The sequence below is a fragment of the Streptomyces pacificus genome (genome assembly GCF_011766325.1).
GTDB lineage: Bacteria > Actinomycetota > Actinomycetes > Streptomycetales > Streptomycetaceae > Streptomyces > Streptomyces pacificus.
This window is the reverse complement of the sequence record NZ_BLLG01000019.1, coordinates 61,386-83,682: the sequence shown is the minus strand read 5'-3', so window position 1 is coordinate 83,682 and position 22,297 is coordinate 61,386. Positions and strand designations below refer to the sequence as shown.

Annotated in this window: 19 protein-coding genes; 12 read left to right on the top strand and 7 right to left on the bottom strand. The window is 72.6% G+C overall.

Annotated features, from left to right (window positions below):
* Positions 1 to 60: 60 nt before the first annotated feature.
* On the top strand, positions 61 to 1,404 hold the full coding sequence (locus SCWH03_RS23760) for a PP2C family protein-serine/threonine phosphatase (RefSeq protein ID WP_254076972.1): 1,344 nt from the start codon (positions 61 to 63) through the stop codon (positions 1,402 to 1,404).
* Between the two features lie 204 nt (positions 1,405 to 1,608).
* A complete protein-coding gene (locus tag SCWH03_RS23755; protein WP_371872757.1) occupies positions 1,609 to 3,114 on the top strand; it encodes an aminopeptidase P family protein in 1,506 nt (501 codons plus the stop codon).
* Positions 3,115 to 3,406: 292 nt separating this feature from the next.
* On the opposite strand, the gene SCWH03_RS23750 is transcribed toward SCWH03_RS23755, so the two are convergent.
* Positions 3,407 to 3,850: an ATP-binding protein gene (locus SCWH03_RS23750; RefSeq protein WP_173266346.1), complete on the bottom strand. Its 444-nt coding sequence runs from the start codon at positions 3,848 to 3,850 to the stop codon at positions 3,407 to 3,409.
* Between the two features lie 214 nt (positions 3,851 to 4,064).
* On the opposite strand from SCWH03_RS23750, the gene SCWH03_RS23745 reads away from it, so the two are divergent.
* From SCWH03_RS23745 to SCWH03_RS23705, 9 genes are all read left to right on the top strand, one after another.
* A complete protein-coding gene (locus tag SCWH03_RS23745) occupies positions 4,065 to 4,937 on the top strand; it encodes a hypothetical protein (RefSeq protein WP_173266345.1) in 873 nt (290 codons plus the stop codon).
* 116 nt (positions 4,938 to 5,053) lie between these two features.
* Positions 5,054 to 5,848 carry a YcnI family copper-binding membrane protein gene (locus tag SCWH03_RS23740; protein WP_173266344.1) on the top strand — a complete coding sequence of 265 codons (795 nt, stop codon included), beginning with the start codon at positions 5,054 to 5,056 and terminating at the stop codon, positions 5,846 to 5,848.
* Between the two features lie 37 nt (positions 5,849 to 5,885).
* Entirely contained in the window at positions 5,886 to 6,548 is a 663-nt protein-coding gene (locus SCWH03_RS23735; RefSeq protein WP_173266343.1) for an SCO family protein, read from the top strand.
* On the top strand, positions 6,545 to 6,994 hold the full coding sequence (locus tag SCWH03_RS23730) for a copper chaperone PCu(A)C (protein WP_173266342.1): 450 nt from the start codon (positions 6,545 to 6,547) through the stop codon (positions 6,992 to 6,994). Before SCWH03_RS23735 ends, SCWH03_RS23730 begins: the two co-directional genes overlap by 4 nt.
* Positions 6,995 to 7,040: 46 nt before the next feature.
* Complete coding sequence (locus tag SCWH03_RS23725; RefSeq protein WP_173266341.1) at positions 7,041 to 9,314, top strand: copper resistance CopC/CopD family protein; 2,274 nt, start codon at positions 7,041 to 7,043, stop codon at positions 9,312 to 9,314.
* 33 nt (positions 9,315 to 9,347) lie between these two features.
* Complete coding sequence (gene efeB, locus SCWH03_RS23720) at positions 9,348 to 10,598, top strand: iron uptake transporter deferrochelatase/peroxidase subunit (protein WP_173266340.1); 1,251 nt, start codon at positions 9,348 to 9,350, stop codon at positions 10,596 to 10,598.
* Between the two features lie 102 nt (positions 10,599 to 10,700).
* Entirely contained in the window at positions 10,701 to 11,642 is a 942-nt protein-coding gene (gene pheA, locus SCWH03_RS23715) for a prephenate dehydratase (RefSeq protein ID WP_173266339.1), read from the top strand.
* A 709-nt stretch (positions 11,643 to 12,351) separates the two neighbouring features.
* Positions 12,352 to 13,629, top strand: a complete 1,278-nt coding sequence (gene serS / locus SCWH03_RS23710; RefSeq protein ID WP_173266338.1) for a serine--tRNA ligase — start codon at positions 12,352 to 12,354, stop codon at positions 13,627 to 13,629.
* A complete protein-coding gene (locus SCWH03_RS23705) occupies positions 13,626 to 14,435 on the top strand; it encodes an HAD family hydrolase (RefSeq protein ID WP_173266337.1) in 810 nt (269 codons plus the stop codon). The genes serS and SCWH03_RS23705 overlap by 4 nt, the downstream gene beginning before the upstream one ends.
* A 312-nt stretch (positions 14,436 to 14,747) precedes the next feature.
* Here SCWH03_RS23705 and SCWH03_RS29960 read toward each other — a convergent pair whose 3' ends face one another.
* From SCWH03_RS29960 to SCWH03_RS23685, 5 genes are all read right to left on the bottom strand, one after another.
* Positions 14,748 to 15,173, bottom strand: coding sequence for an SGM_3592 family protein (locus SCWH03_RS29960; RefSeq protein WP_443098666.1), 426 nt, complete (start codon positions 15,171 to 15,173; stop codon positions 14,748 to 14,750).
* Positions 15,174 to 15,363: 190 nt separating this feature from the next.
* A complete protein-coding gene (locus tag SCWH03_RS23700) occupies positions 15,364 to 16,083 on the bottom strand; it encodes an ABC transporter permease subunit (protein WP_173266336.1) in 720 nt (239 codons plus the stop codon).
* A gap of 14 nt (positions 16,084 to 16,097) precedes the next feature.
* Entirely contained in the window at positions 16,098 to 17,018 is a 921-nt protein-coding gene (locus SCWH03_RS23695) for an ABC transporter ATP-binding protein (protein WP_173266335.1), read from the bottom strand.
* 2 nt (positions 17,019 to 17,020) lie between these two features.
* Positions 17,021 to 17,932 (bottom strand): ABC transporter permease, encoded by a 912-nt coding sequence (locus tag SCWH03_RS23690; protein WP_173266334.1) that lies wholly within the window; start codon positions 17,930 to 17,932, stop codon positions 17,021 to 17,023.
* Positions 17,932 to 18,894: an ABC transporter ATP-binding protein gene (locus tag SCWH03_RS23685; protein WP_173266370.1), complete on the bottom strand. Its 963-nt coding sequence runs from the start codon at positions 18,892 to 18,894 to the stop codon at positions 17,932 to 17,934. The genes SCWH03_RS23690 and SCWH03_RS23685 overlap by 1 nt, the downstream gene beginning before the upstream one ends.
* Before the next feature lie 676 nt (positions 18,895 to 19,570).
* Here SCWH03_RS23685 and SCWH03_RS23680 point away from each other — a divergent pair.
* The gene (locus SCWH03_RS23680) at positions 19,571 to 20,602 is read left to right on the top strand and encodes a MerR family transcriptional regulator (protein ID WP_173266333.1); all 1,032 of its coding nucleotides are present in this window, start codon (positions 19,571 to 19,573) and stop codon (positions 20,600 to 20,602) included.
* Positions 20,603 to 21,177: 575 nt separating this feature from the next.
* Here SCWH03_RS23680 and SCWH03_RS23675 read toward each other — a convergent pair.
* Positions 21,178 to 22,071: an LLM class flavin-dependent oxidoreductase gene (locus tag SCWH03_RS23675; RefSeq protein ID WP_173266332.1), complete on the bottom strand. Its 894-nt coding sequence runs from the start codon at positions 22,069 to 22,071 to the stop codon at positions 21,178 to 21,180.
* Positions 22,072 to 22,297 lie beyond the last annotated feature (226 nt).

Below are 22,297 nucleotides of genomic sequence, written 5' to 3'. Positions count from 1 at the left end.
GACCCAGCTGTCCCAGCCCCCGCGCACACTTCCGCCCCATTCGCCCATGCGCCCGGTGCCGTGATCCAGGACCGGTTGGCCGGCTGGGTCTCCGACCTCACCACGCTCCACGAACTCACCGAACGCCTCGCCAGGACCGGCTCGCTGGACGAGGCGCTCGACGAACTGCTGCACGCGGGCGCCGCCCTGGTCGGTGCCCGCCGCGGCATGGCCGTCCTCGAACCCGCCGACGGCCGCGGCCCCGCCAGCACCGTCGGACTCGGCCTCGCCCGCGCCGACCTGGGCCACATCGAGACCGTCCCCCGCAGCGCGACCGGGTACGGCCGGATCCTCGACAGCGGCACGGCCGGCGTCCCCGGCGCCGTCGCCCAGGCGGACCTCCTCCACGACGCGACGCTCGACCCACGCCACCGCGAGGTCGCCGCACGCCTCGGCTACGCCGCCAGTTACGCCCTGCCGCTCGCCACGGAGGAGGCAGGAAGGCTGGGCGTCGCCGTCTGGTTCTACGACGAGCCTGCCGAGCCGGCGGACCGCCAGCGCCACCTCGTCGGCCTCTACGGCCGGTACGCCACCGAGCACCTCGCCCGGATGCTCGAACTGGAACGCGCCCGCCGGCAGATGGCCGCCATCGCCGACGAACTCCTGCCGGGCAGGCTGCCCCGGATCCCCGGGGTGCGGCTCGCGGCCCGGCATCTCACCGGACCGCGCGGCGGCGGCGAGTGGTACGACGCGCTGCCGCTGCCCGAGGGGGCCCTGGGACTCGCCGTGGGCTCGGTCTCCGGTTCGGGACCGAGCGCGCTGGCCGCCATGGGCAGGCTCCGGGCAAGCCTGCGGGCGTACGCGGTGATGGAGGGGGAGGACCCCGTCGCCGTACTGTCCGATCTGGAACTGCTGCTGAGGCTCACCGAACCGGCCCGATCGGCGACCGCGCTCTTCGCCTACTGCGAACCGGCTCCGACGGCGCTCGGGACCGGCGGAGGCGGCGGCGGCGACGGCGACGGCAGAGGAGGCGATGGCAGAGGCAATGGCAGCAGCAAGATCGTGCTGGCCGGCGCCGGGCACACCCCGCCCCTCATCGTCGGGCAGCACCGCACCGAGTTCGTCGAGACATCGCTGTCCGCGCCACTGGGGATGCTGGCGTGCTGGGAGGCGCCGAGCGTGGAGTTCTCCCCCGCCCCCGGGGAAACGGTGCTGCTCTACACCGACGCACTGCTGCGGCGTACCGGCGACCCGATGGACCGTGCCTTCACCCGGCTGCACACTGCCGCCGCGAGTGTGCCCAGGGCCGTGCGCGACGACCCGGGAGCGGTCGCCGACCATGTGCTGCGCACGGTGCTCCCCGGCGCGCTCGACGCCGGTCGGGACGGCGAGGACGTGGTGATGCTGGCGGCCCGGTTCGCGTGACGGCGGCCCGACGCGTGTGACGAGCACCCCCTACGCGTGACGCCCACCGGTGCGCTTGACGGCGGGGCCCGGATCGCGTGGCGCTCCGGCGGGACGGGTCAGGGTCCGGGACCGGGTCAGGGTCCGCAAGGCTGCCGGCGCCTCTGCGGTACGACCGTACGATGGGTGGGGGCTTCAGCATCGTACCGACCAGGAGGCAGACCCGTGGCACACGAGCTCACCCCGGAGACCCCGGCGCACGAGTCCGGCCGCGCCGCCGGAGCGAAGGACACCCGGGAGCCGATCGAGCAGCCGCCGATCGAGCAGCGCAGGAACGGCCTCTACCCGGAGATCTCCGACGAGCTCGCCCAGAGCATGAGATCCGGGTGGGCCGACACCGAGCTGCACGGCCTGGAACCGATCGCGCAGGCAGCGCACACCGAGCGCCGCCGCGCCGCGCTCTCCGCCCGCTTCCCCGGCGAGCGGCTCGTGATCCCGGCGGGCAACCTGCGCACCCGCTCCAACGACACCGAGTACGCCTTCCGGGCAGGCACGGAGTACGCCTACCTCACCGGCGACCAGAGCCACGACGGCGTCCTGGTGCTGGAGCCCACCGCCGACGGCCACACCGCGACCGTCCACCTGCGCCCCCGCTCCAACCGGGAGAACGGCGAGTTCTGGCTCGACGGCCAGGGGGAGCTGTGGGTCGGCCGGCGCCACTCCCTCGCCGAGGCCGCCCGTCTGCTGGGCATCCCGGCCGAGGACGTGCGCGAGCTGCCGGGCAGGCTGCGCGAGGCCACCGGCCCGGTCCGCGTCGTCCGCGGCCATGACGCAGGTATCGAGTCCGCCCTGACCGACAAGGTCACCGCGGAGCGCGACGAGGAGCTGCGCGTCTTCCTCTCCGAGGCCCGACTGGTCAAGGACGAGTTCGAGATCGCCGAACTCCGGAAGGCCTGCGACGCCACGGCCCGCGGCTTCGAGGACGTCGTCCGGGTGCTTGACCGTGCCGAGGCCACCAGCGAGCGCTATGTCGAGGGCACGTTCTTCCTGCGCGCCCGCGTCGAGGGCAACGACGTCGGCTACGGCTCCATCTGCGCGGCCGGGCCGCACGCCACCACCCTGCACTGGGTCCGCAACGACGGCCCGGTCCGCCCCGGCGAGCTGCTCCTCCTGGACGCCGGTGTGGAGACCACCGAGCTCTACACGGCCGATGTGACCCGCACCCTGCCCGTCAACGGCCGCTTCAGCGCAGTGCAGCGCAGGATCTACGACGCGGTGTACGAGGCCCAGGAGGCCGGAATCGCCGCCGTGCGGCCCGGCGCGCTCTTCAGGGACTTCCACGACGCGGCCCAGCGGGTCCTCGCCACCCGGCTGGTGGAGTGGGGCCTGCTCGACGGTCTCGACGTGGAGAAGGTGCTGGAGCTCGGTCTCCAGCGGCGCTGGACCCTGCACGGTACCGGCCACATGCTCGGCATGGACGTCCACGACTGTGCGGCAGCGCGCCGCGCGAGCTATGTGGCGGGCACGTTGGAGCCCGGAATGTGCCTGACCGTCGAGCCGGGGCTCTACTTCCAGGCCGACGACCTCACGGTTCCCGAGGAGTACCGCGGCATCGGGGTGCGGATCGAGGACGACATCCTCGTCACCGAGGACGGCAACCGGAACCTCTCGGCGGCGCTGCCGCGCCGGGCCGACGAGGTCGAAACGTGGATGGCCCGGCTCAGGGGCTGACGCCCGTCGACGGTGCGGTCCCGCAAGGGACCGCACCGGACCGGACAGGACCGGACAGGACCGCCACCCGACCGCGCCGCACCGGACCACACAGCACCGCACCGGACTGCACCGGAGCAGTCCCCGTGCCGGGGCGAGGCAGCGGCGGCCGGACCGGGGCAGCCGAACCGCACCCGCCTCGCGGCGACGACTGCATGCCCCTGCGCACGGGGAGCGCACCCGTGGCAGGGCGGAGCGACGGCGGCCGGACCGGGAGCCGCTGCCTCGCCCCTGGGCAGACGGCGCCCTTCGCTCAGACCGCTCCGAGCAGGGCCCCGTCCCGCCACTTCAGTACCTTGTCGAAGCTCACCACCGCGCCCCGGCCGGGACGGTTGCGCAGCGACACGTGGTCCGCGAGCTGCTCGATGAGACAGAGCCCGCGACCGCTCTCAGCGGCCGGGCCCGCGCCGGGGAGGTACGCGCGGTCCGGGAAACCGGGTCCGGCGTCCACCACCTCGATACGGCACTTCTCACCGTCCAGGTAGGCCGTCACGCGGTAACCGTCCGCCGGGGAGCCCGCCGCACCGGGCCCGCCGTGTTCGACGGCGTTCGCGCAGGCCTCGCTCAGCGCTACGGAGAGGTCGAAGGAGATGTCGGGGTCGACGCCTGCGGTTTCCATGGCACCCAGCAGAAGGCGTCGAGCGAGCGGCACGCTCGCAGCTTCGCGCCGCAGACGCAGAGACCACCAGATGCTCATGCTCCAGCCTCCTGGCTGCGGCTCGACATACCGATACCTATTGCCGCGTCCTCCCTGCCGTAAGCACGGAGTTGACGTGTTTGCCCTCATTCGGCGGACGCGCCGCTGGGCCATGCCCGTGTATGCGCACGCCAGGCGGGGGAGCGGGCCCCAAACGTGACCTTCCGGACCCGCCTCGGGGTCCCGCACGGACCGGTGGGATGATGTCCCGGCCATGTCTGCCCAACCGCCGGCCGCCCCCGGCGACGTGCCCGCCGCGACCGGACCGCGGATGCTGAGGGCCGCGGTGTTCGCCGCGGTCTGCGTCGTGCTGTCCGCACTGGGCCACGTCCTGGCCGCCTGCGCAGCGGTCCCCTGGTGGACGCTGCTCGTCGGCTTCCTCGCGGTGGCCGCGGTGGTGGCACCGCTCGCCGGCCGCTCGCGCTCGCTGCCCGCCCTCGTGGCCGCCCTGGCCGGCGGGCAGCTCGGTCTGCACTCCCTGTTCGGGCTCGCCCAGCACCCCTCCCGGGTGGCGCCGGGCACCGACGACATCGTCGTACGGCTGGCGGCGAAGCTGACGTGCGGGGCCGCCGGTGAGGCGCTGGACCCGACCGAGGCGCATCGGATCGTCACCGCTGCCGGCATCGACCCGGCGGCCGCGGCCCGAGCCGGTCGCCCCGGTCTCGCCGAGTCCGTGCCGAATGCCGCCCTGGAGTCGGGCGGGCTGCTGCCCAGCCTGCCCATGCTGCTCGGCCACCTACTGGCGGCGGTGGTGACCGGCTGGCTGCTGCGCCGCGGCGACCTCGCGCTGCTGCGGCTGACCGAGCTCTCCACCCAGGGTGCCCAGGGAGCGGGCGGAATGGTGGCCGAAGGCGCGCTGGTGCGCGCCCTGCGGGCCGCCCTCGTACTGGTACGGCAACTGCTCGGCGGGCTGCCGGCCATGCCGGGGACCGCTCGGGGGCGCACCGGGGCGGAGGCCGGGGACTGCGCTCCTCCCGTGGCGGCACTCCAGCACACCGTGGTCAGGCGCGGCCCGCCCGCACGACGCATCCCCGCGGCCCGCATCCCCGCGGCCCGCATCCCCGCGGCCTGCGTCCTCGCAGCCTGAACGCGGCGCCACTCGGCGACGTACCCCGCAGCGGGTGTCCCGGGCGGTCGGTGCCGCGGCTCTCCCGCGCGTCCGCGCGGCCCGACCACCTTCCTGCTCACGTGGAGTACTCCGCCATGAACAACGTCTCCCGTCTCGCCGTCGCCGCCGGTGCCGCGGCCTCGTCCGCGCTCCTGCTCTGCGGTCCCGCCTTCGCGCACGTCAGCGTGCAGCCCGAGGGCGAGGCCGCGAAGGGCGGCTTCGCCACCGTCAACTTCAAGGTGCCCAACGAGCGTGACAACGCCTCGACGGTGAAGCTCGAGATCACCCTGCCCGCCGACCACCCGCTCTCCTCCGCGCTGCCGCAGCCTGTACCGGGCTGGGAGGCCGAGGTCACCAGGGCCAAGCTGGACAAGCCGCTGAGCGTCCACGGCCGGCAGGTCACCGAGGCGGCCTCGAAGATCACCTGGACCTCGACCGGCGGCAAGATCGGCCCCGGCCAGTTCCAGCAGTTCCCGGTGTCCCTCGGCCAGTTGCCGGAGGACACCGACGAGCTCGTCTTCAAGGCCCTCCAGACGTACGACAACAAGGAGGTCGTGCGCTGGATCGAGGAGCCGCAGGACGGTGCGGCCGAGCCCGACTTCCCCGCCCCCGTGCTCACCCTGGCCGCGGCGGCCGGCGACCACCACGGCGGCTCCGGCACCGGGAAGGCGGCCGACGGCGCCCACTCCGCCGACCACGCGGACGAGGAGGGCGACTCGGATAACTCGGGTGACTCGGGTGACTCGGGTACAGACGGCGAGGCCACGGTCGCCGCGAGCGCCGCGAGTGCCACGGACAGCACGGCCCGGATCCTCGCCGTCGTCGGCATCCTGGTGGGTGCCGCGGGCGTGGCCTTCGGCATGCTGGCCGGTCGCCGCCGCTCCGCCTGACCGACTCCCTCCTCCTCGACCTCCAGGACATCACCCCATGCGCTACAAGACCGTGACGGCCGCCGCCCTGGCACTGGCGGCCACGCTCTCCCTTTCCGCCTGCGGCACCGGCGGGGAACCGGCCGGTGCGGACGGCTCGGTCGCCGACGTCTCGGCCCCGGCCGAGGACAAGGCGGCGACCGTCCTCGACCGGCCCTTCGAAAAGCCGGACCTCGTCCTGACGGACACCACGGGCAAGCCGTACGACCTCCGCGAGCGGACCAAGGGCAAACCGACCCTGATCTACTTCGGCTACACCCACTGCCCCGACGTCTGCCCGCTGACGATGAGCAACATCGCCGTCGCCAGGAAGCAGCTTCCCAAGGCTGACCAGGACAGGCTGCAGGTCGTCTTCGTGACCACCGACCCCGAGCGGGACACCGCGGCCGAACTGGCCAAGTGGCTCCCCGCGGCGGGCGACCCTTCCTTCGTCGGACTCACCGGCGACTTCCCGACGATCCAGGCGGGGGCACGCCAGCTGGGCATCGGCATCGAGCCCTCCACCGAGGAGCAGGACGGCAAGATCGTCTCGATGCACGGGACCCAGGTCGTGGCCTTCTCCCCCAAGACCGACCAGGGATACGTCCTGTACAGCGAGGACACCACCCCGGACGACTTCGCCGAGGACCTCCCCAAGATCGTCAAGGGGGAGAACCCGTGAACCGGCGTACGACATCCGCTCTCGCCGCCGCCCTCGCTCTCGCCGCGGGCCTCGGGCTCGCGGGGTGCTCCGCGTCCGCGCCCGAGCTGAAGGTCGACGGGGCGTTCATGCCGCAGCCCGTGGGCGACATGGCGGGCGGCTTCCTTACGGTCGTCAACACGGGCGGCACGGCGGACAGGCTGACCTCCGTCACCAGCAGCCTCTCGGACGACGTCGAACTCCACGAGTCGAAGGACGGGAAGATGCGGCAGGTCACGTCACTCGCGGTCCCCGCCGACGGGGAGCTGAAGCTGGCGCGGGGCGGCGACCACCTCATGTTCCTGGACATCAAGAAGCAGCCGAAGCAGGGGGAGGAGGTCGACGTCGAACTGCACTTCGAGAAGTCGGAACCGATCAGCGTCCGGCTTCCCGTGAAGGAGCGGACCCACAACCCGGATCACAGGTGAGCCCCGTGACGAGGCTCCCGGCCGTTCGAGGGACTGACGACACCCCATGACCACCACCGCCCCGCACGCCGGCACGGCGACTCTGCTGCGCCTGCTGCTGATCACCGCGGCGCTGCTCGGGACCGTGCTCACCGGCACGGCGGACGCGCACGCCGCCCTGACCGGCAGCAACCCGAAGGACGGGGCGGTGCTGGCCGTCGCCCCCAAGGACGTCACGCTCACCTTCTCCGAGCAGGTCGCCCTGGGGAACGACTCGATCAGGGTCCTCGACCCACGGAGCAGGCGCGTCGACACCGCCGAGCTGAAGAGCCCCGGCGGTGAGGGCGCCGTCAGCTATGGAGTGGGGCTCGAGTCCGGCCTGCCGGACGGCACCTACACCGTCGCCTGGCAGGCCGTCTCCGCCGACAGCCACCCCATCGCGGGCGCGTTCACCTTCTCGATCGGGGCGCCCTCGAAGACCGTCGTGGAACTGCCGAAGCAGCAGGCGGGCGGCGGCCTGGTCGGCGTGCTGTACGGCATCGCGCGGTACGCGGCGTACGCGGGGTTCACCGTCATGGTCGGCGGAGCCGCCTTCGTGCTGGCCTGCTGGCCGCGCGGGGCGGGTACCCGGGCGGTGCAGCGGGTGGTGGCGTACGGCTGGGTGACGCTCACCGCAGCCACCGTCGCGATGCTGCTGCTGCGCAATCCCTACACCGGTTCGGGCCGGCTGGGCGACGCGTTCGACCTGGCCGGGCTGCAGGCCGTCCTCGCGACCAAGACCGGGGCCGCGCTGGTGTCGCGGCTGCTGCTGCTGGGCGTGGCGGCGCTGTTCGTCGCGGTGCTGTTCGGGGCGTACGCGAAGCAGGCCCCCCGAGCGGAACGGGCCACGCGACCCGCCGCGGGGGACGCGGGGGGCACCAGCGTCCCCCGTACCCCCGGCGAACCCGCCGCAGGAGGTACGGGGGGAATCGGCGGCACGGGACGTACGAGGGGCACGGGAGACACGGCAGGCACGGAAGGCACGGAAGGCGCGGAACGCGCGGAACGCGCGGAACGCGCGCAACGCGCCGGGAGCACGGGAGAACCCGCGCGACCCGGGACCGCCGCAACTGCGGGCGCCGCAGCCGCGGACGAGGGCGGGCGGAGGGCGCCTGGCGACCGGATCGGACAGAAGCAGGACCTCGCCCTTGGGCTGGGCATCGGCGGCACGGTCGTCGCCGCCGGGATCGCCTGTACCTGGGCCCTGTCCGAGCACGCCTCGACCGGCATCCAGCCGGGCGTGGCGATGCCGGTCGACGTGCTGCACCTGCTGGCCGTCGCAGCCTGGCTCGGCGGCCTCACCGCTCTGCTCGTGGCACTCCACCGAGCGCCCTCCATCGAACGGGCGGCCGTCCGGCGCTTCTCCAGGGTGGCGTTCTGGTCCGTCGTCGTACTCGCCGCCACGGGGCTCTACCAGTCCTGGCGGCAGGTGGGCTCGTGGTCCGCGCTGGCCGGCACCTCCTACGGTCGGCTGCTGCTGGTCAAGGTCGGACTGGTCGCCGTCCTGGTCGGGATCGCCTGGATCTCACGGCGCTGGACGGCACGGCTCTCCGGCCGTGCTCCCGCCGCGGCGGAGGCAGGCGCCACCGGGACGCGAGCCGCGGAGATGGCGGCACCGGCCGGGGCAGGCCTCCCGCAGACAGGACCCGCGGAGGCAGCAACACCGGCCGGGGCGAACAGCGCGGGCCGCGGCGCCGCTGAGGCAGCGGCCACGTCCGGCGATCCCGTGCGCGCCGCGCAACTCGCCAGACAGGAGGCCGCGATGGCGGCAGCCGGCCGCAAGCGCCTCCGGGACGCCGACCCCGAGCGCTCGGGACTGCGGCGTTCCGTCCTCGCGGAGGCGGGCGTCGCCGTCGTGCTGCTCGCCGTGACGACGGCCCTCACCTCTACCGAGCCGGGCCGTGCGGAGGAACGGGCCGCCCAGGAGCGCGGCGCCCGGCCGTCCGCCGCCGCCCCGGCCAAGCCCGTCGACATCACGCTGCCCTTCGACACCGGCGGCCCGAACGGCGACGGCACGGCCCGGCTGACCGTCAGTCCGGGCCGCTCGGGCGCCAACGAACTGCGCCTGTGGACCACGGGCCCGGACAACCGGCCCCTGGACGCTCCCGAGGTCAAGGTCTCCTTCACCCTGGTGGCGGAGAAGATCGGCCCGCTGCCGCTGGTGCCGGAACGCGTCGCGGCCGGCCACTGGAGCGCGAGCAACATCCAGATCCCGCTGCCGGGCGAGTGGCGGGTCCGGATCACCGTACGGACGTCGGACATCGACCAGACGACGGTCGAGAAGAACATGAGGATCGGCTGACGTGGCCGGCCGCCGAGTGACAGTGGTGAGGGCATGAACGACAACGAGATCTCCCGGCGCAGGCTGCTCGGCACGGTCGGCGCCGCGGGCGTGACCGGACTCGCCCTCGGTGCGGCGGGCGGCGCCGCCGGGTACGCGGCGGCCGCCTCCGGCCCGGCGGCGGCGCTGGCCACCGTGGGCTCCACCACCGAGCCGTTCCACGGCGAGCACCAGCCGGGTATCACCACGCCGATGCAGTCCCACGGCCATCTCGCCGCCTTCGACCTGGCGCAGGGAGCGGGCCGCAGAGAGGCGACCGCCCTGATGCGCCGCTGGTCGGCCACCGCGGCCCGGCTGATGGCGGGCGAGCCGACCGACGACGACACGGGGGTCGCCCTGGACGCGGGCCCGTCCTCCCTCACGGTCACCTTCGGCTTCGGCCGGACCTTCTTCGACCGCACGGGGCTCACCGCGCAGCGCCCCGTCCAGCTCGACCCGCTGCCCGCGTTCTCCTCCGACCGGCTGGATCCGCGCCGCTCGGAGGGGGACCTCTGGGTGCAGATCGGCGCCAACGACGGGCTCGTCGCCTTCCACGCCCTGCGCGCCCTGCAGAAGGCGGCGGGAAGCGCGGCGCGGACTCGGTGGCAGATGACCGGCTTCAACCGCTCGCCGGGTGTCACGGCACGGCCGATGACCAGCCGCAACCTCATGGGGCAGGTGGACGGCACCCGCAACCCCAAGCCGTCCGATGCCGACTTCGACAGCCGGGTCTTCGTCCCGGCCACCGGGTCCGGGGCGGGTTCGGCGGCGCAGCCGGCCTGGATGGCGGGCGGCTCGTACGCCGTCGTCCGCCGTATCCGGATGCTGCTGGACGACTGGGACGAGCTGAGCCTGAAGGACCAGGAGCGGGTGATCGGCCGCCGCAAGTCGGACGGCGCCCCGCTGACCGGCGGTGGTGAGGCGGCGGAACTCGACCTGGACCGGGTGGGGCCGGACGGATCCCTGGTCATCCCGGCCGACGCGCACGCGCGGATCTCCGCCCCGGAGCAGAACGCGGGTGCGGCGATGCTGCGCAGGCCGTTCTCGTACCACGACGGCATGGCGGCCGACGGCACCCCCGACGCGGGGCTGCTGTTCGTGTGCTGGCAGGCCGACCCGCTGCGGGGCTTCGTACCGGTGCAGCGGAAGCTGGACCGCGGGGATGCGCTGTCCCGGTTCGTCCGGCACGAGACGAGCGGTCTCTTCGCCGTCCCGGGCGGCGCGGCGGAGGACGGGTACGTGGGCCGGCGGCTGCTGGAACCGTGACACGAACCGCACGGGCCGGGCATCACGACGGGCCGGGCATCACGGCGAGGCAGCCGTCACGACGGGGCGAACTTCGGCTCACGCGGCACTAGGGTGACGGGTATGTCCGCCACGCGCTTCACCTACCTCGGCCCCGAGGGCACCTTCACCGAGGCCGCCCTGCGCACCCTCCCGGAGGCCGCCACCCGCGAACTGGTCCCGATGGTGTCGGTGCCGGCCGCGCTCGACGCCGTGCGCTGCGGTGAGGCCGCGGCCGCGCTGGTGCCGATCGAGAACTCGGTGGAGGGGGGCGTCACCGCGACGCTGGACGAGCTGGTCTCCGGCGAGCCGCTGACGATCTACCGCGAGGTGCTGCTGCCCATCGCGTTCGCGCTGCTGGTGCGGCCGGGGACGAAGCTGTCGGACGTGAAGACGGTGACCGGTCACCCCGTCGCCCAACCGCAGGTGCGGAACTGGCTGCGGGCCCAGCTGCCCGACGCGGTGTGGGAGTCGGCGGCGTCGAACGCGGACGGCGCGCGGCTGGTCCAGGAGGGGCGCTTCGACGCGGCCTTCGCGGGCGAGTTCGCTGCGGCGACGTACGGGCTCGAGGCGCTGGTCACCGAGATCCACGACGCGGAGAACGCGGAGACGCGCTTTGTGCTGGTGGGCCGCCCGGCGCGACCCGCGGCCCCGACGGGGGCGGACAAGACGTCGGTGGTCATCTGGCAGCGCGACGACCGTCCGGGCGCCCTGCTGGAGTTGCTCCAGGAGTTCGCGGTGCGCGGCGTCAACCTGATGCTGCTGCAGTCACGTCCCACCGGTGCCGGCATCGGGAACTACTGCTTCGCGATCGACGCCGAGGGCCATATCGGTGACCGCCGGGTGGGGGAGGCGCTGATGGGTCTGAAGCGCATCTGCCTGGAGGTGCGCTTCCTCGGGTCCTATCCGCGGGCAGGTGTCCCTGCTCCGGGGCAGGACGGCCGGCCACTGCGCCCGGGGACCTCCGACGCGGAGTTCGTGGAGGCGGCCGAGTGGCTGGCGCGCTGTCAGGACGGTCGCGGATAGCCCGGGGGCCGCCCCGGGCCGCGCCCACCGGGCTCCGCTCCCGCTTGCCGTTACCCACAGAGTTATCCACAGGGCGGCTTCTCGATCTGGGGACAAGTCGACAACGCGGCTGCACTCAGTCGACAAATTCCCTCGCTCGTCCCCCTCCACTCACGGGGCACGACTATTGCCCATGTCAGCCCAATTCCGACAATCAACTCTCCAGAGCGAAGAAGAGCGAGGAATTAACACTCGAACGAGCGCATGAACCGCGTTTGAGGAGGCACTTCCCGGATCTCTGCCGCCCTTCAGAATGATCAACTCTGTAATCCACAGACCCCTCCCCCATCCTGTGGATAACTCGCACGCACCCTCCACCCCTGTGGACAACGGCCTCTGAGCTCAGCGGCCGGTGCCCCGGAGACAGATACGGCCACCGCTCACGCCATTCACCGGCGGACGGCGGGACGGCGAGACGACGAGACGGCGAGACGGCGAATACGGATAGGGCAAAGGGGATAGACGAGGTGGTAGGCGGGGCGGGCGAGGCAGATGGCACACATGGGCAGCGAGGACGAGCGAGGACGGAGGGAGGGAGCCTTCGAGCCCATCGAATTCCTGGGCAATTCGTGCATAACTGGTCAAATTTGGATCAAATCCGGCAATTTATCCAAAGAGGCATGGCCCTATCCACTGGGGAGCCGGGTTCGCACACCGGTAGCCTGGTGGGGTGATTGACCTTCGCCTGCTCCGTGAGGACCCCGACCGTGTTCGCGCCTCCCAGCGCGCCCGTGGAGAGGACGTCGAACTCGTCGACGCCCTGCTCTCCGCCGACGAGCGGCGCAGGTCGTCCGGTGTCCGCTTCGACGAACTCCGTTCCGCGCAGAAGTCGCTCGGCAAGCTCATCCCCAAGGCGTCCCCGGACGAGCGCGCCGGGCTGCTGAAGAAGGCCGAACAGCTCAAGGCCGACGTGAAGAGCGCCGAGGCCGAGCAGCACGAGGCCGAGGAAGAGGCCCGCCGGCTGCTCCTGGGCCTGGGCAACCTCGTCCACCCCGACGTCCCGGTCGGCGGCGAGGAGGACTTCACCGTGCTGGAGACGCACGGCACCGTCCGGGACTTCGGCGCCGAGGGCTTCGAGCCCAAGGACCACCTGGAGCTGGGCGAGGCGCTCGGCGCCATCGACGTCGAGCGCGGAGCGAAGGTGTCCGGCTCCCGCTTCTACTATCTGACGGGCGTCGGCGCCCTGCTGGAACTCGCCCTGGTCAACGCCGCGATGGCGCAGGCGACCGAGGCGGGCTTCACCCCGATGCTGACCCCGGCCCTGGTCCGCCCGCGTGCCATGGAGGGCACCGGCTTCCTCGGCCAGGCCGCCGAGAACGTCTACCACCTGGAGAAGGACGACTTCTACCTCGTCGGCACGTCCGAGGTCCCGCTCGCCGCCTACCACATGGACGAGATCGTCGACGGCGGAAAGCTCCCGCTGAGGTATGCCGGCTTCTCGCCGTGCTTCCGCCGCGAGGCCGGCACCTACGGCAAGGACACCCGCGGCATCTTCCGCGTCCACCAGTTCGACAAGGTCGAGATGTTCTCCTACGTCCACCCCGACGACGCCGAGAGCGAGCACAGGCGTCTGCTGGAGTGGGAGAAGCAGTGGCTGAACGCCTTGGAGCTGCCGTTCCAGGTGATCGACGTGGCCACCGGCGACCTGGGCGCCTCGGCGTCGCGCAAGTACGACTGCGAGGCCTGGATCCCCACCCAGGGCAAGTACCGCGAACTCACGTCGGCGTCGAACTGCGACGGCTTCCAGGCCCGCCGCCTGTCGATCAGGATGCGCGACGGCAGGCAGGTCAAGCCGCTCGCGACGCTGAACGGCACGCTGTGCGCCGTGCCGCGCACGATCGTGGCGATCCTGGAGAACCACCAGCTGGCCGACGGCTCGGTGCGGGTGCCCGGGGTCCTGCGCCCCTACCTCGGCGGCCGTGAGGTCCTTGAGCCGGTCGCCCGGTGAGCTTTCCGTACCGCCTGATCGCCACAGATCTCGACGGGACCCTGCTGCGCTCCGACGACTCCGTCTCGCCCCGTACGCGCCACGCGCTCGCCGCCGCCACAGCGGAGGGCGCGGCGCATGTCGTCGTCACGGGCCGGGGTGTCCCGTGGACCCGGCACGTCCTCGACGACCTGGGCTATCGGGGCCTCGCAGTCTGCGGTCAGGGCGCCCAGGTGTACCACGCCGGCGAGCACCGGCTGCTGACCTCCGTGACGCTGGACCGCCGGCTCGCCGCACTCGCCGTGTCCAAGCTGGCGGCGGAGACCGGTCCGCTCGCGCTGGCCGCGAACCGCGACGGCCTGGACGGGGAGGTGATCGCCGGTCCCGGCTACCGGTTCCAGGACGGTCCGCTCCCGTTCGTCACCGTCGACGACCCGGCCGAGCTGTGGGCGGCCCCGCTGACCAAGCTCTACATGCAGCACCCGGACCTCGACGACGACGAGCTGACCCGGCTCGCGCGCTCGGTGGCCGGCGGGCTGGTGGACGTGGTGATGGCAGGCCCGGGAGTCGTCGAGCTCCTGCCTCTCGGTCTGAGCAAGGCCACCGGCCTCTCGCTGGCGGCTCGCAGACTGGGGGTGCGGGCCACCCAGGCGATCGCCTTCGGCGACATGCCGAACGACATCCCCGTGTTCGGCTGGGCCGCCCACGGCGTGGCGATGGCCAACGCCCACGACGAGCTGAAGGCCGTGGCACACCGGATCACAGCGTCGAACGAGCAGGACGGCATCGCGCTGGTACTGGAGGAGCTGCTGGGGCAACCCGGTTAGGGCGGGTTGCCGAGGTCCCTCCCGGCTTGCGGCGCACGGCACATACTCCCCGCAGCCGACAGGGTCCGGAAGAAGCCCCCGGGCCGTGTCGTCAGACCTGTGGCGGCCCTGCGGACCCGCCGTGCAACCGACGGGCGCACCGGCGGACCGCCCGGTCCGAAGAGCGCGCTGCCACCGGTTCTCCGTGCGGGACGGCCTCAGAGCACCCGCGTCCACCGCGCTCTCCCGCGGACCGGTCTGAGGATCCGGCGCGACCAGCGCCGTCTGAGCGGGCTCAGGGCCCGTGTCCACCGTGCTCTCCCCACGCGGGGCTCAGGACCGGCGCCACCAGCGGCGCCCGCGCCGCGCTCGGCCACGGCTCCAGAACCAGCCCGCAGGCGGCTCGTCGGAGCGCCAGGGCTGCGGTTCGGGCGCTGAGCCGCGCCACCGGGCGGCCAGCATCCGGGCCCGGGCGGAGGGCTCGGTGGTCTCCGCTGCGCGCACGAAGTCCTCGTCGAGCACCGCCTCGTCCCAGTCGTCCCCGCGGGGATCCGCTTCAGCTGCGGAGCCGGAAGCGCCCCGGCCCGCGTCGGCCCCCTGACGGCCGCGGCCTGCCCCGCCTGCCCCGGCACCGTCCGCCGGGCTGCTCCCGGTGGATGGTTCGGACGGGATGCACGGTTCGGACGGGATGGACGGTTCGGACGCGCCCGGCGCGCCCGCCGCCGGGTCCGGCCCCGGGCGGCTCTCCTCCCGGTCCATCCCCCGATACGGCGGGCGGTCCGGCTTCCGACCCGGCTCACGGTCCGGCTCTGCCTGCGGCTGACGGTTCGGCTCCTCCGGCATGGCGGCCTCCTCCTCGTCCTCCAGTGTCCCCGCCGGCCTGTCAGGCCTGCGTGAAGGTCGAGGGCATGGTGGGGCGGGGCGCCGCGGGGCCCCGCCCCCCGCCCCGCTACTCCTCGCCGGCCAGCGTCAGCGTCCTCAGCTTCCGCCCGGCGTATCCCGTCGCGAGCAGTGTCACCCCGGCGAGCAGCGCCACCGCGAGCGGCAGGCCCACCTCGGAGGTGATCATCCCCTCGCCCCCGATCCGCTCGGCCAGCGCCAGCGACCACTGCTGCACGCTGAGTGTCCGCGCCCCGGGGACGAGACTGCCGAAGAGCGTCTCCCACACCAGGGCGTAGACGAGACCGATCACGACCGCGTGCCGGCTGACCGTGCCGAGCAGCAGGAACAGCGCGGCGTAGGCGATCGACGCCACCAGCGCGGCGACCGTGTAGGCCACTGCGATCTGCTGCCCGTTGCCGTTGAGGATGTACCCGGCGGCGAATGTCGGGAGCGCGGAGAACGCCATCGTCACGGCGATCGCCACGACCAGCTTGGTGACGACGATCACCGGCCGCTTCACCGGCTTCGCCAGCAGATAGACGATCGAGCCGTCGTCGATCTCGGGACCGATCGCACCCGTTCCGGCGATCACGCCGATCAGCGGCACCATCGTGGCGATGGCGAATCCGCCCAGCACGCCGGCGGCCATCTGGTCGTCCGCGCCGTTGAAGGCCCTCACCCCGGCCGCGATGAGCAGCAGCAGGGCGGGGAGGACGAGGAGGATCGCCGCGCGGCGCCGGCCGAGGAGGGCCCGGTAGGTGAGCCGGGCGACTGTCGGGTCGTACATGTCGTGGGCTCCTTTCAGACCGCTACGAGGTAGGAGAAGACCGATTCGAGGGACTCGTCGGACGGCGAGACCGTGAGCAGCCGGATCGAGTGGTCGCGGGCCACTCTCGGCAGGAGTGCGGTGAACCGGCCGAAGTCGACCGCCTGGACGTGCAGCGCGCCTTCCGCTCCTTCCTGGAGGTCCACTTCGATGCCCGCGGTCGACGGATCCGCGATCAGCGCGGCGGCGAGGGCGCGGTCGTCACTCGAGCGCACCAGATAGCGGTGGGGCCGGTCGGTCATCAGCCGGCGGATCCTGCGGAAGTCGCCGCTCGCGGCGTGCCGTCCCGCGACGATCACCTCGATGTGGGAGGCCAGCTGCTCGACCTCCTCCAGGATGTGGGAGGAGAACAGGACCGTGTGTCCCTCGCCTCCCATCCGCCGCAGCAGGTCCATGAGCTGCATGCGCTGGCGCGGGTCCATCCCGTTGAACGGCTCGTCGAGCAGCAGCACATCCGGCTCGTGCACCAGGGCGGACGCCATCTTGACCCGCTGGCGCATGCCCTTGCTGTAGGTGGCGATCTTGCGGTCCTGGGCCGGCTCCATCTCCACCGTCGCCAGGGCCCGCTGGGCCTCCCCTGCTCCGAGGCCGTGCAGCTCGGCGTTGGCGAGGACGAACTCCCGTCCCGTGAGGAAGTCGTACATCGCCTCCCGCTCGGGCACGACGCCGATCCGCCGGTAGACCGACTCGTTGCGCCAGATCGCCTCCCCGTCGAGGGTGACGGTGCCCGTCGAGGGGGCGAGGAAGCCGCCCATCATGTTGATGAGCGTGGACTTGCCGGCACCGTTGGGCCCGAGGAGTCCGGTGACACCCGGCCCGATGTCCATGGTCACGTCGTTGACGGCCACCACGTTGCCGAACCAGCGCGAGGCGTGGTCGATGCGGACAGTGGTCATGGTCAGAGCCCGACCTTTCGGTAGCGGCGCATCAGAACGCCGTACGAACCGGCGATGAGTACGAGGACCGCCAGCAGATAGACCGCCCCGGTACCGGTGCCGGGCCCCAGCCCGCCGGGGAAGGAGGAGGACGCGCCGAGGAAGGCGGTCTGCACCCCGTCGATCAGGGTGACGGGGGAGAAGAGGCCCAGCCACTGCACGGCGCCCCCGGACCCGGTCTCGTAGGCGATGGCCTGGACGGTGGACACCGCGCCGTAGGTGATGGTCAGGGCGGCGATGACCGCCGCGACACCGAATCCGCGGCGCGGGGTGAGCGCGGCCATGACGAGGCCGAGGCCGCCGAAGAGGAGGGACAGGAGCGCCACGGAGACCAGTGCCTGTGCGAAGCCCTTCGTCTGGTCGGCGAGGTCCATCTTCGCCAGCAGCGAGCCGAGGTAGAGGACCAGCAGCGGGGCGGCGGTCAGCACGAACAGCGCCGAGGCCATCGCACCGAACTTGGCGAGGACGTAGTCGACCCGCTCGACGGGCCGGGAGAAGTACAGCGGCACGGTCCTGAAGCGCAGGTCCCGTGACACGGTCTGGGGGGCCTGGGCCGCGAGGAAGAGGCCGATGACCGCCTGGGTGAAGATCGCGTAGCGGGTGTAGTCGAGTGGCAGTTCCCTCATCTCGGTGGCCACCGCGACGGCGACGATGACCGCCGCGGGCACGCACATCACCCCGAAGAGGATCATCGGCAGCACCTTCGACCGGGCGGAGCGCCCGAGTCCGTAGGCCCCGCGCAGCGACTGGGCGAAGAGCGAGCGGCGGGCGTAGGCGCGGCCGAGCCGCGCACCGTCGTAGTTGCGGTAGCCGATGTTGTGGATGCGGGTGGTCTCGGCGGGCGCCGTCCCCGTGCGGGTTGTCCCGTTGCTCATCACGCGGGCACCTCCGTGGGCTGCGGGGCCGCCTCGGGGCGGAACACCTCCGCGATGTGGTGGCGGCGCTGTTCCATCCGTACGAGGCCGAGGCCGAGGGCGGCGACGGTGTCCCGGACGGTGTCGTACGTCTCCTCGCCGGCGGCCTCCAGCAGAAGGATGTGACCGGCGCCCGGCAGCCCGTCCTCCACCCCCGCGCGCAGGGTGACTCCGGCCGCCGTCAGCGCCTCGCGCAGTGCCGCCGTGCCGTCCGGGTGGGTGTCGGAGTCGGTGACCTCGACCGCGAGGGTCGCGGTCGTCCTTGTGAAGTCGCTGGTGGAGCTGGAGCGCAGCAGCCTCCCGCCGTCGACGACCACGACGTGGCCGCAGGTGCGCTCGAGTTCACCGAGGAGGTGCGAGGTGACCAGGACCGAGATCCCGAAGTCGGTGTGGACGCGGCGGATCAGGCCGAGCATCTCGTCGCGTCCCACCGGGTCGAGGCCGTTGGTCGGTTCGTCCAGCAGCACCAGCCGCGGGTCGTGGACCAGGGCCTGGGCGAGCTTCACACGCTGCTTCATACCGGTCGAGTAGCCGCCGATGGGACGGTACCGCTCCTCGTACAGGCCCACGTGGCGCAGGGTGTCCGCGGTGCGTTCGCGGGCCGCGGACGGCGGCAGTCCGGACATGCGCGCCATATGGACGACGAACTCGGTGGCCGAGACGTCCGGCGGCAGGCAGTCGTGCTCGGGCATATAGCCGACGTGCTCGCGGATGGCGGCACCACAGGCGGCGACGTCGAGGCCGAGCACCTCGGCACGGCCCTCCGTGGCGGGGGACAGACCCAGCAGGATCTTGATCAGTGTGGACTTGCCGGCCCCGTTGGCACCCACGAGTCCGGTCACACCGGGCCCGATGTCCAGGGAGAGCCGGTCAAGCGCGGTCACCCGGGGGAACCGCTTGCTCAGGCTTTCGGTCACGATCACAGTCACGCCTCGACGGTAGTGGCGGGCGCCACAGCGGGCGTCAGCCCTGGCGGCTGGTTCCGGGTCAGACTCAAGGCGTACGGACCCGTAGGGGGCGGCGCCGAAGCGGAACCGTCCGCGAGGGCGCCGGTGGTCGTCCACAGGTGCGCCGGCAGCCGTCCCGGGAGCGCCGGTGGTCAGCCTGTGGTCATCCCAGGGGAGCCGGTTATCACCCCGGGTGCATCTGTGGTCACTCCGGGTGCGCCCGTGGTCATCCACAGTCGGCTGCAGGGCTCTTGACGCAGCCTCCGGGAATTGTCACATTCGTCGGTGTCACGCGAGGTGCGCGAGCGCCGCCCCCCGAGGGGCGGTCTACGAGGACGGTGACCGCCTCATGGTGTGGCAGGGGCAGGACGGCCGGCACCGGGCGTACCCCTTCGGCATCCTCGCCCGCCAGGCCGGCCGGGTGGGACAGCGGCGCTGGCCCCCGACACTGCCGGGGTTCGGCGCACAGGCGCTGACGGGTCCGGCGGGGGACGCGCTGCAGCAGACACTAGCCCGGTGGGGGGCCTCCGCTGTGCGTGGTCATGACGCGATCGCGCCGCCGGCCACCTGTCCGGGCGGTGCCCGCGGCCCGGGGCGCCCCCGCGGGCCGGCCCGGTCGGCGCGGTGTGCCGTGGAGCAGTGAGGAGTTGCCGTGTCCGGGACGCAGGCGGTGGAATACCGGATCGAGGATCTCGCCCATCACAGCGGGGCGACGGTCCGGACGATTCGCGCCTACCAGGACCGCGGACTGCTGCCCAGACCGGAGCGGCGCGGCAGGTCCAACGTGTACGGGGAGTCCCATCTGGCCCGGCTGCTCCGGATCGCGGGCCTCCTCGACCGCGGATACACCCTTGCCTCGATCAAGGAACTCCTGGAGGCCTGGGACGCGGGGCGCGGCCTCGGCGGGGTACTGGGGTTCAGCGCCGAGGCCCGGGCGGACGAGCGTCTCGCAGCGCCCGCTGCCGAGTGCCACGGCCTCTCGGCCGGCGAGAAGGCCGACCGGATCAGCCGGTCCGAACTGGCAGCGGCCTTCGGGGACGAGCCGGGTGAAGCGGCGATCGCCGAAGTGGTGGAACTGGGCGTGCTGGAGCGTGTTCCGGGCGGGGAGGCCGAGTTTCTGGTACGGAGCCCCCAGGAGCTGGCCGTGGCAGCCGAGTTGTCCACGGCCGGAGTGCCGCTCGCGGCCATCACCGGACAGCTGAGGGAACTTCACGGACACGTGGAGCATATCGTCGCGCACTTGCGGGAGTTCATTCCCCGCCGCAACCTCGCCCGCTGTCCCGGCCGTCGACCTTCGGCAGGCGGGGATGCGGCGAGCCCGCCGGAGGCAGACGGGGCGGTGTGCGCATCGGCGGGTCGTCGGTCACGGCCGCTCACCGAGCCGGCCTTCGATGCCGAACTGGACGGCGCCATGCGGTTTTTCGCCGTCCGGCAACTGCGGTACCACCTGGCCGCCGGGACTCCGCGGGAAGGCGATGGCGACCAGTGCCAGGTCGCTCTCCCCGGAGGGACGATCAGAGCCGTGGAGAGGCTTGTTGGCTCCGACCGCATCGCGGCGTTCATCACCGCCGCCGCTGAAAGGGAGGTGCACCAAAGGGCGTTGCACGCAATGACGACAAGGCACCCTGATTGCCGCAGGGTTGGGCAAGGCGCATGTATACGAGGCCAGTTGTCCACAGATTGATCAACTAGCCTGTGGATAAGTCGCGTTGGCTGTGGATCAAACATTCAGGCGCCTTTTCACCCGGACGAGGGGCGGCGGCCCGGATGGGCCCCGCCGGGCGTCGTCGTCCGCCCCGTCGTCACAGCGCTCCTGGACAGGACCGGCGCGGCCACGGCCGCGAGTCCCGAAAGCCGGGCGCACCCGTGCGTCAGCCCCGGGGCTGCGAGCCGTGGGCCTGCGCCCGGGCACCGTGATCCAGCCGTGCCGCCTTCGGCGGCCGTGCGGCAGATGAGCGGGCCAGGGAGAGGCGTCCGCACTCCACGCCGTGTGCGCCCATGCCCGGCTGCCCCGGCGGAACTCTCGCGAGGGGCCGTGGTTCGGCACGGTACCGACCCGCACGGCGGCAGCGGACCTCACCGATCAGGATGCGACCGGGCGACGCCGGCATCTCGGCCCGTCCTCGTCCGTCCGTCCGTCCCGATCCGACCCCGGGCTTTCGACGACGAACGTGCCTGGCGTGCGCTCCGCGCCAGGCACGTCGCCGTTCTTGCGGCCCCGATGCCTCCCACCGCGGCGTCACCGGTGGAAGCATCCGATCAGGCGAGTTGACCGGAGGCCTCGGTGGCTATCTGCTCGAAGACGGCCTGGTCGGCGGCGAAGTCGGAGTCGGGGATCGGCCAGTGGACAGCGATCTCGGTGAAGCCCAGCTCCTGGTGGCGCCCGGCGAAGTCCACGAAGGCGTCCACGGATTCCAGCGGGGTGCCGCGGTCCGGAGTGAAGCCGGTGAGCAGGATCTTGTCGAGTTCGGCGACGCTCCGGCCGATGTCCGCGCACGCCATGCCGAGCCTCTCCATCTGGCCGCGAAGGGCCTGCACCGACTGCTGAGGGGTGCCCTTCTCGAACAGCTTCGGATCACCGGTGGTCACCCACGCCTGGCCGTGGCGGGCGGCCAGTCCGAGTCCGCGCGGGCCGGTCGCGGCCACCGCGAACGGCAGCCGGGGGCGCTGGACGCAGCCGGGTATGTTCCGGGCCTCCCCCGCCGAGTAGTGGGTGCCGGTGTGGCTCACCGCGCCCTCGGTGAGCAGCCGGTCCAGCAGGGGAAGGAACTCGCCGAACCGGTCGGCCCGCTCCCGCGGAGTCCACGCCTGCTGCCCGAGCGCGGTGGCGTCGAATCCGTTGCCACCGGATCCGATGCCCAACGTGACGCGGCCCCCTGAGATGTCGTCGAGGGTGATCAGTTCCTTGGCGAGGGTGACCGGATGCCGGAAGTTGGGCGAGGTGACCAGGGTGCCCAGGCGCATCCTGTCGGTGACGGCCGCTGCCGCCGTGAGGGTCGGCACCGCGCCGAACCACGGCCCGTCGCGAAAGGTCCGCCAGGACAGATGGTCATAGGTGTACGCGGCGTGGAACCCGAGTTCTTCGGCCCGTCGCCAGTTCTTCTGTCCTTCGGCCCACCGGTGGATGGGGAGGATCACGGTGCTCAGACGCATGCCCCCGACGATAACGCGGGCTTCCCACCGCCATGCAGGTGCCGGCCGAGCGGATCCGGAACCACGCCTTCGTGGCCGGGGGAGGTGCTCGGCGGGCCGGGTGCCGTCGGGCAGCAGAGGCACGGGCCCAGTCGAGGACCCGCTCGGGACCCGCTCGGGGCCTGGTCGGCGCCTCGAGGAACCACTCAGATGTGCGACCCCGCGCACGGTCGTGCAGGGGGTGCGG

Excerpts from the sequence above, each read along its gene's own strand:
- SCWH03_RS23750 (WP_173266346.1), bottom strand. The coding sequence starts at position 3,850 with ATGAGCATCTGGTGGTCTCTGCGTCTGCGGCGCGAAGCTGCGAGCGTG.
- SCWH03_RS23745 (WP_173266345.1), top strand. The coding sequence starts at position 4,065 with ATGTCTGCCCAACCGCCGGCCGCCCCCGGCGACGTGCCCGCCGCGACC.
- SCWH03_RS23740 (WP_173266344.1), top strand. The coding sequence starts at position 5,054 with ATGAACAACGTCTCCCGTCTCGCCGTCGCCGCCGGTGCCGCGGCCTCG.
- SCWH03_RS23735 (WP_173266343.1), top strand. The coding sequence starts at position 5,886 with ATGCGCTACAAGACCGTGACGGCCGCCGCCCTGGCACTGGCGGCCACG.
- SCWH03_RS23725 (WP_173266341.1), top strand. The coding sequence starts at position 7,041 with ATGACCACCACCGCCCCGCACGCCGGCACGGCGACTCTGCTGCGCCTG.
- efeB (WP_173266340.1), top strand. The coding sequence starts at position 9,348 with ATGAACGACAACGAGATCTCCCGGCGCAGGCTGCTCGGCACGGTCGGC.
- pheA (WP_173266339.1), top strand. The coding sequence starts at position 10,701 with ATGTCCGCCACGCGCTTCACCTACCTCGGCCCCGAGGGCACCTTCACC.
- SCWH03_RS29960 (WP_443098666.1), bottom strand. The coding sequence starts at position 15,173 with ATGGACCGGGAGGAGAGCCGCCCGGGGCCGGACCCGGCGGCGGGCGCG.
- SCWH03_RS23700 (WP_173266336.1), bottom strand. The coding sequence starts at position 16,083 with ATGTACGACCCGACAGTCGCCCGGCTCACCTACCGGGCCCTCCTCGGC.
- SCWH03_RS23695 (WP_173266335.1), bottom strand. The coding sequence starts at position 17,018 with ATGACCACTGTCCGCATCGACCACGCCTCGCGCTGGTTCGGCAACGTG.
- SCWH03_RS23690 (WP_173266334.1), bottom strand. The coding sequence starts at position 17,932 with ATGAGCAACGGGACAACCCGCACGGGGACGGCGCCCGCCGAGACCACC.
- SCWH03_RS23675 (WP_173266332.1), bottom strand. The coding sequence starts at position 22,071 with ATGCGTCTGAGCACCGTGATCCTCCCCATCCACCGGTGGGCCGAAGGA.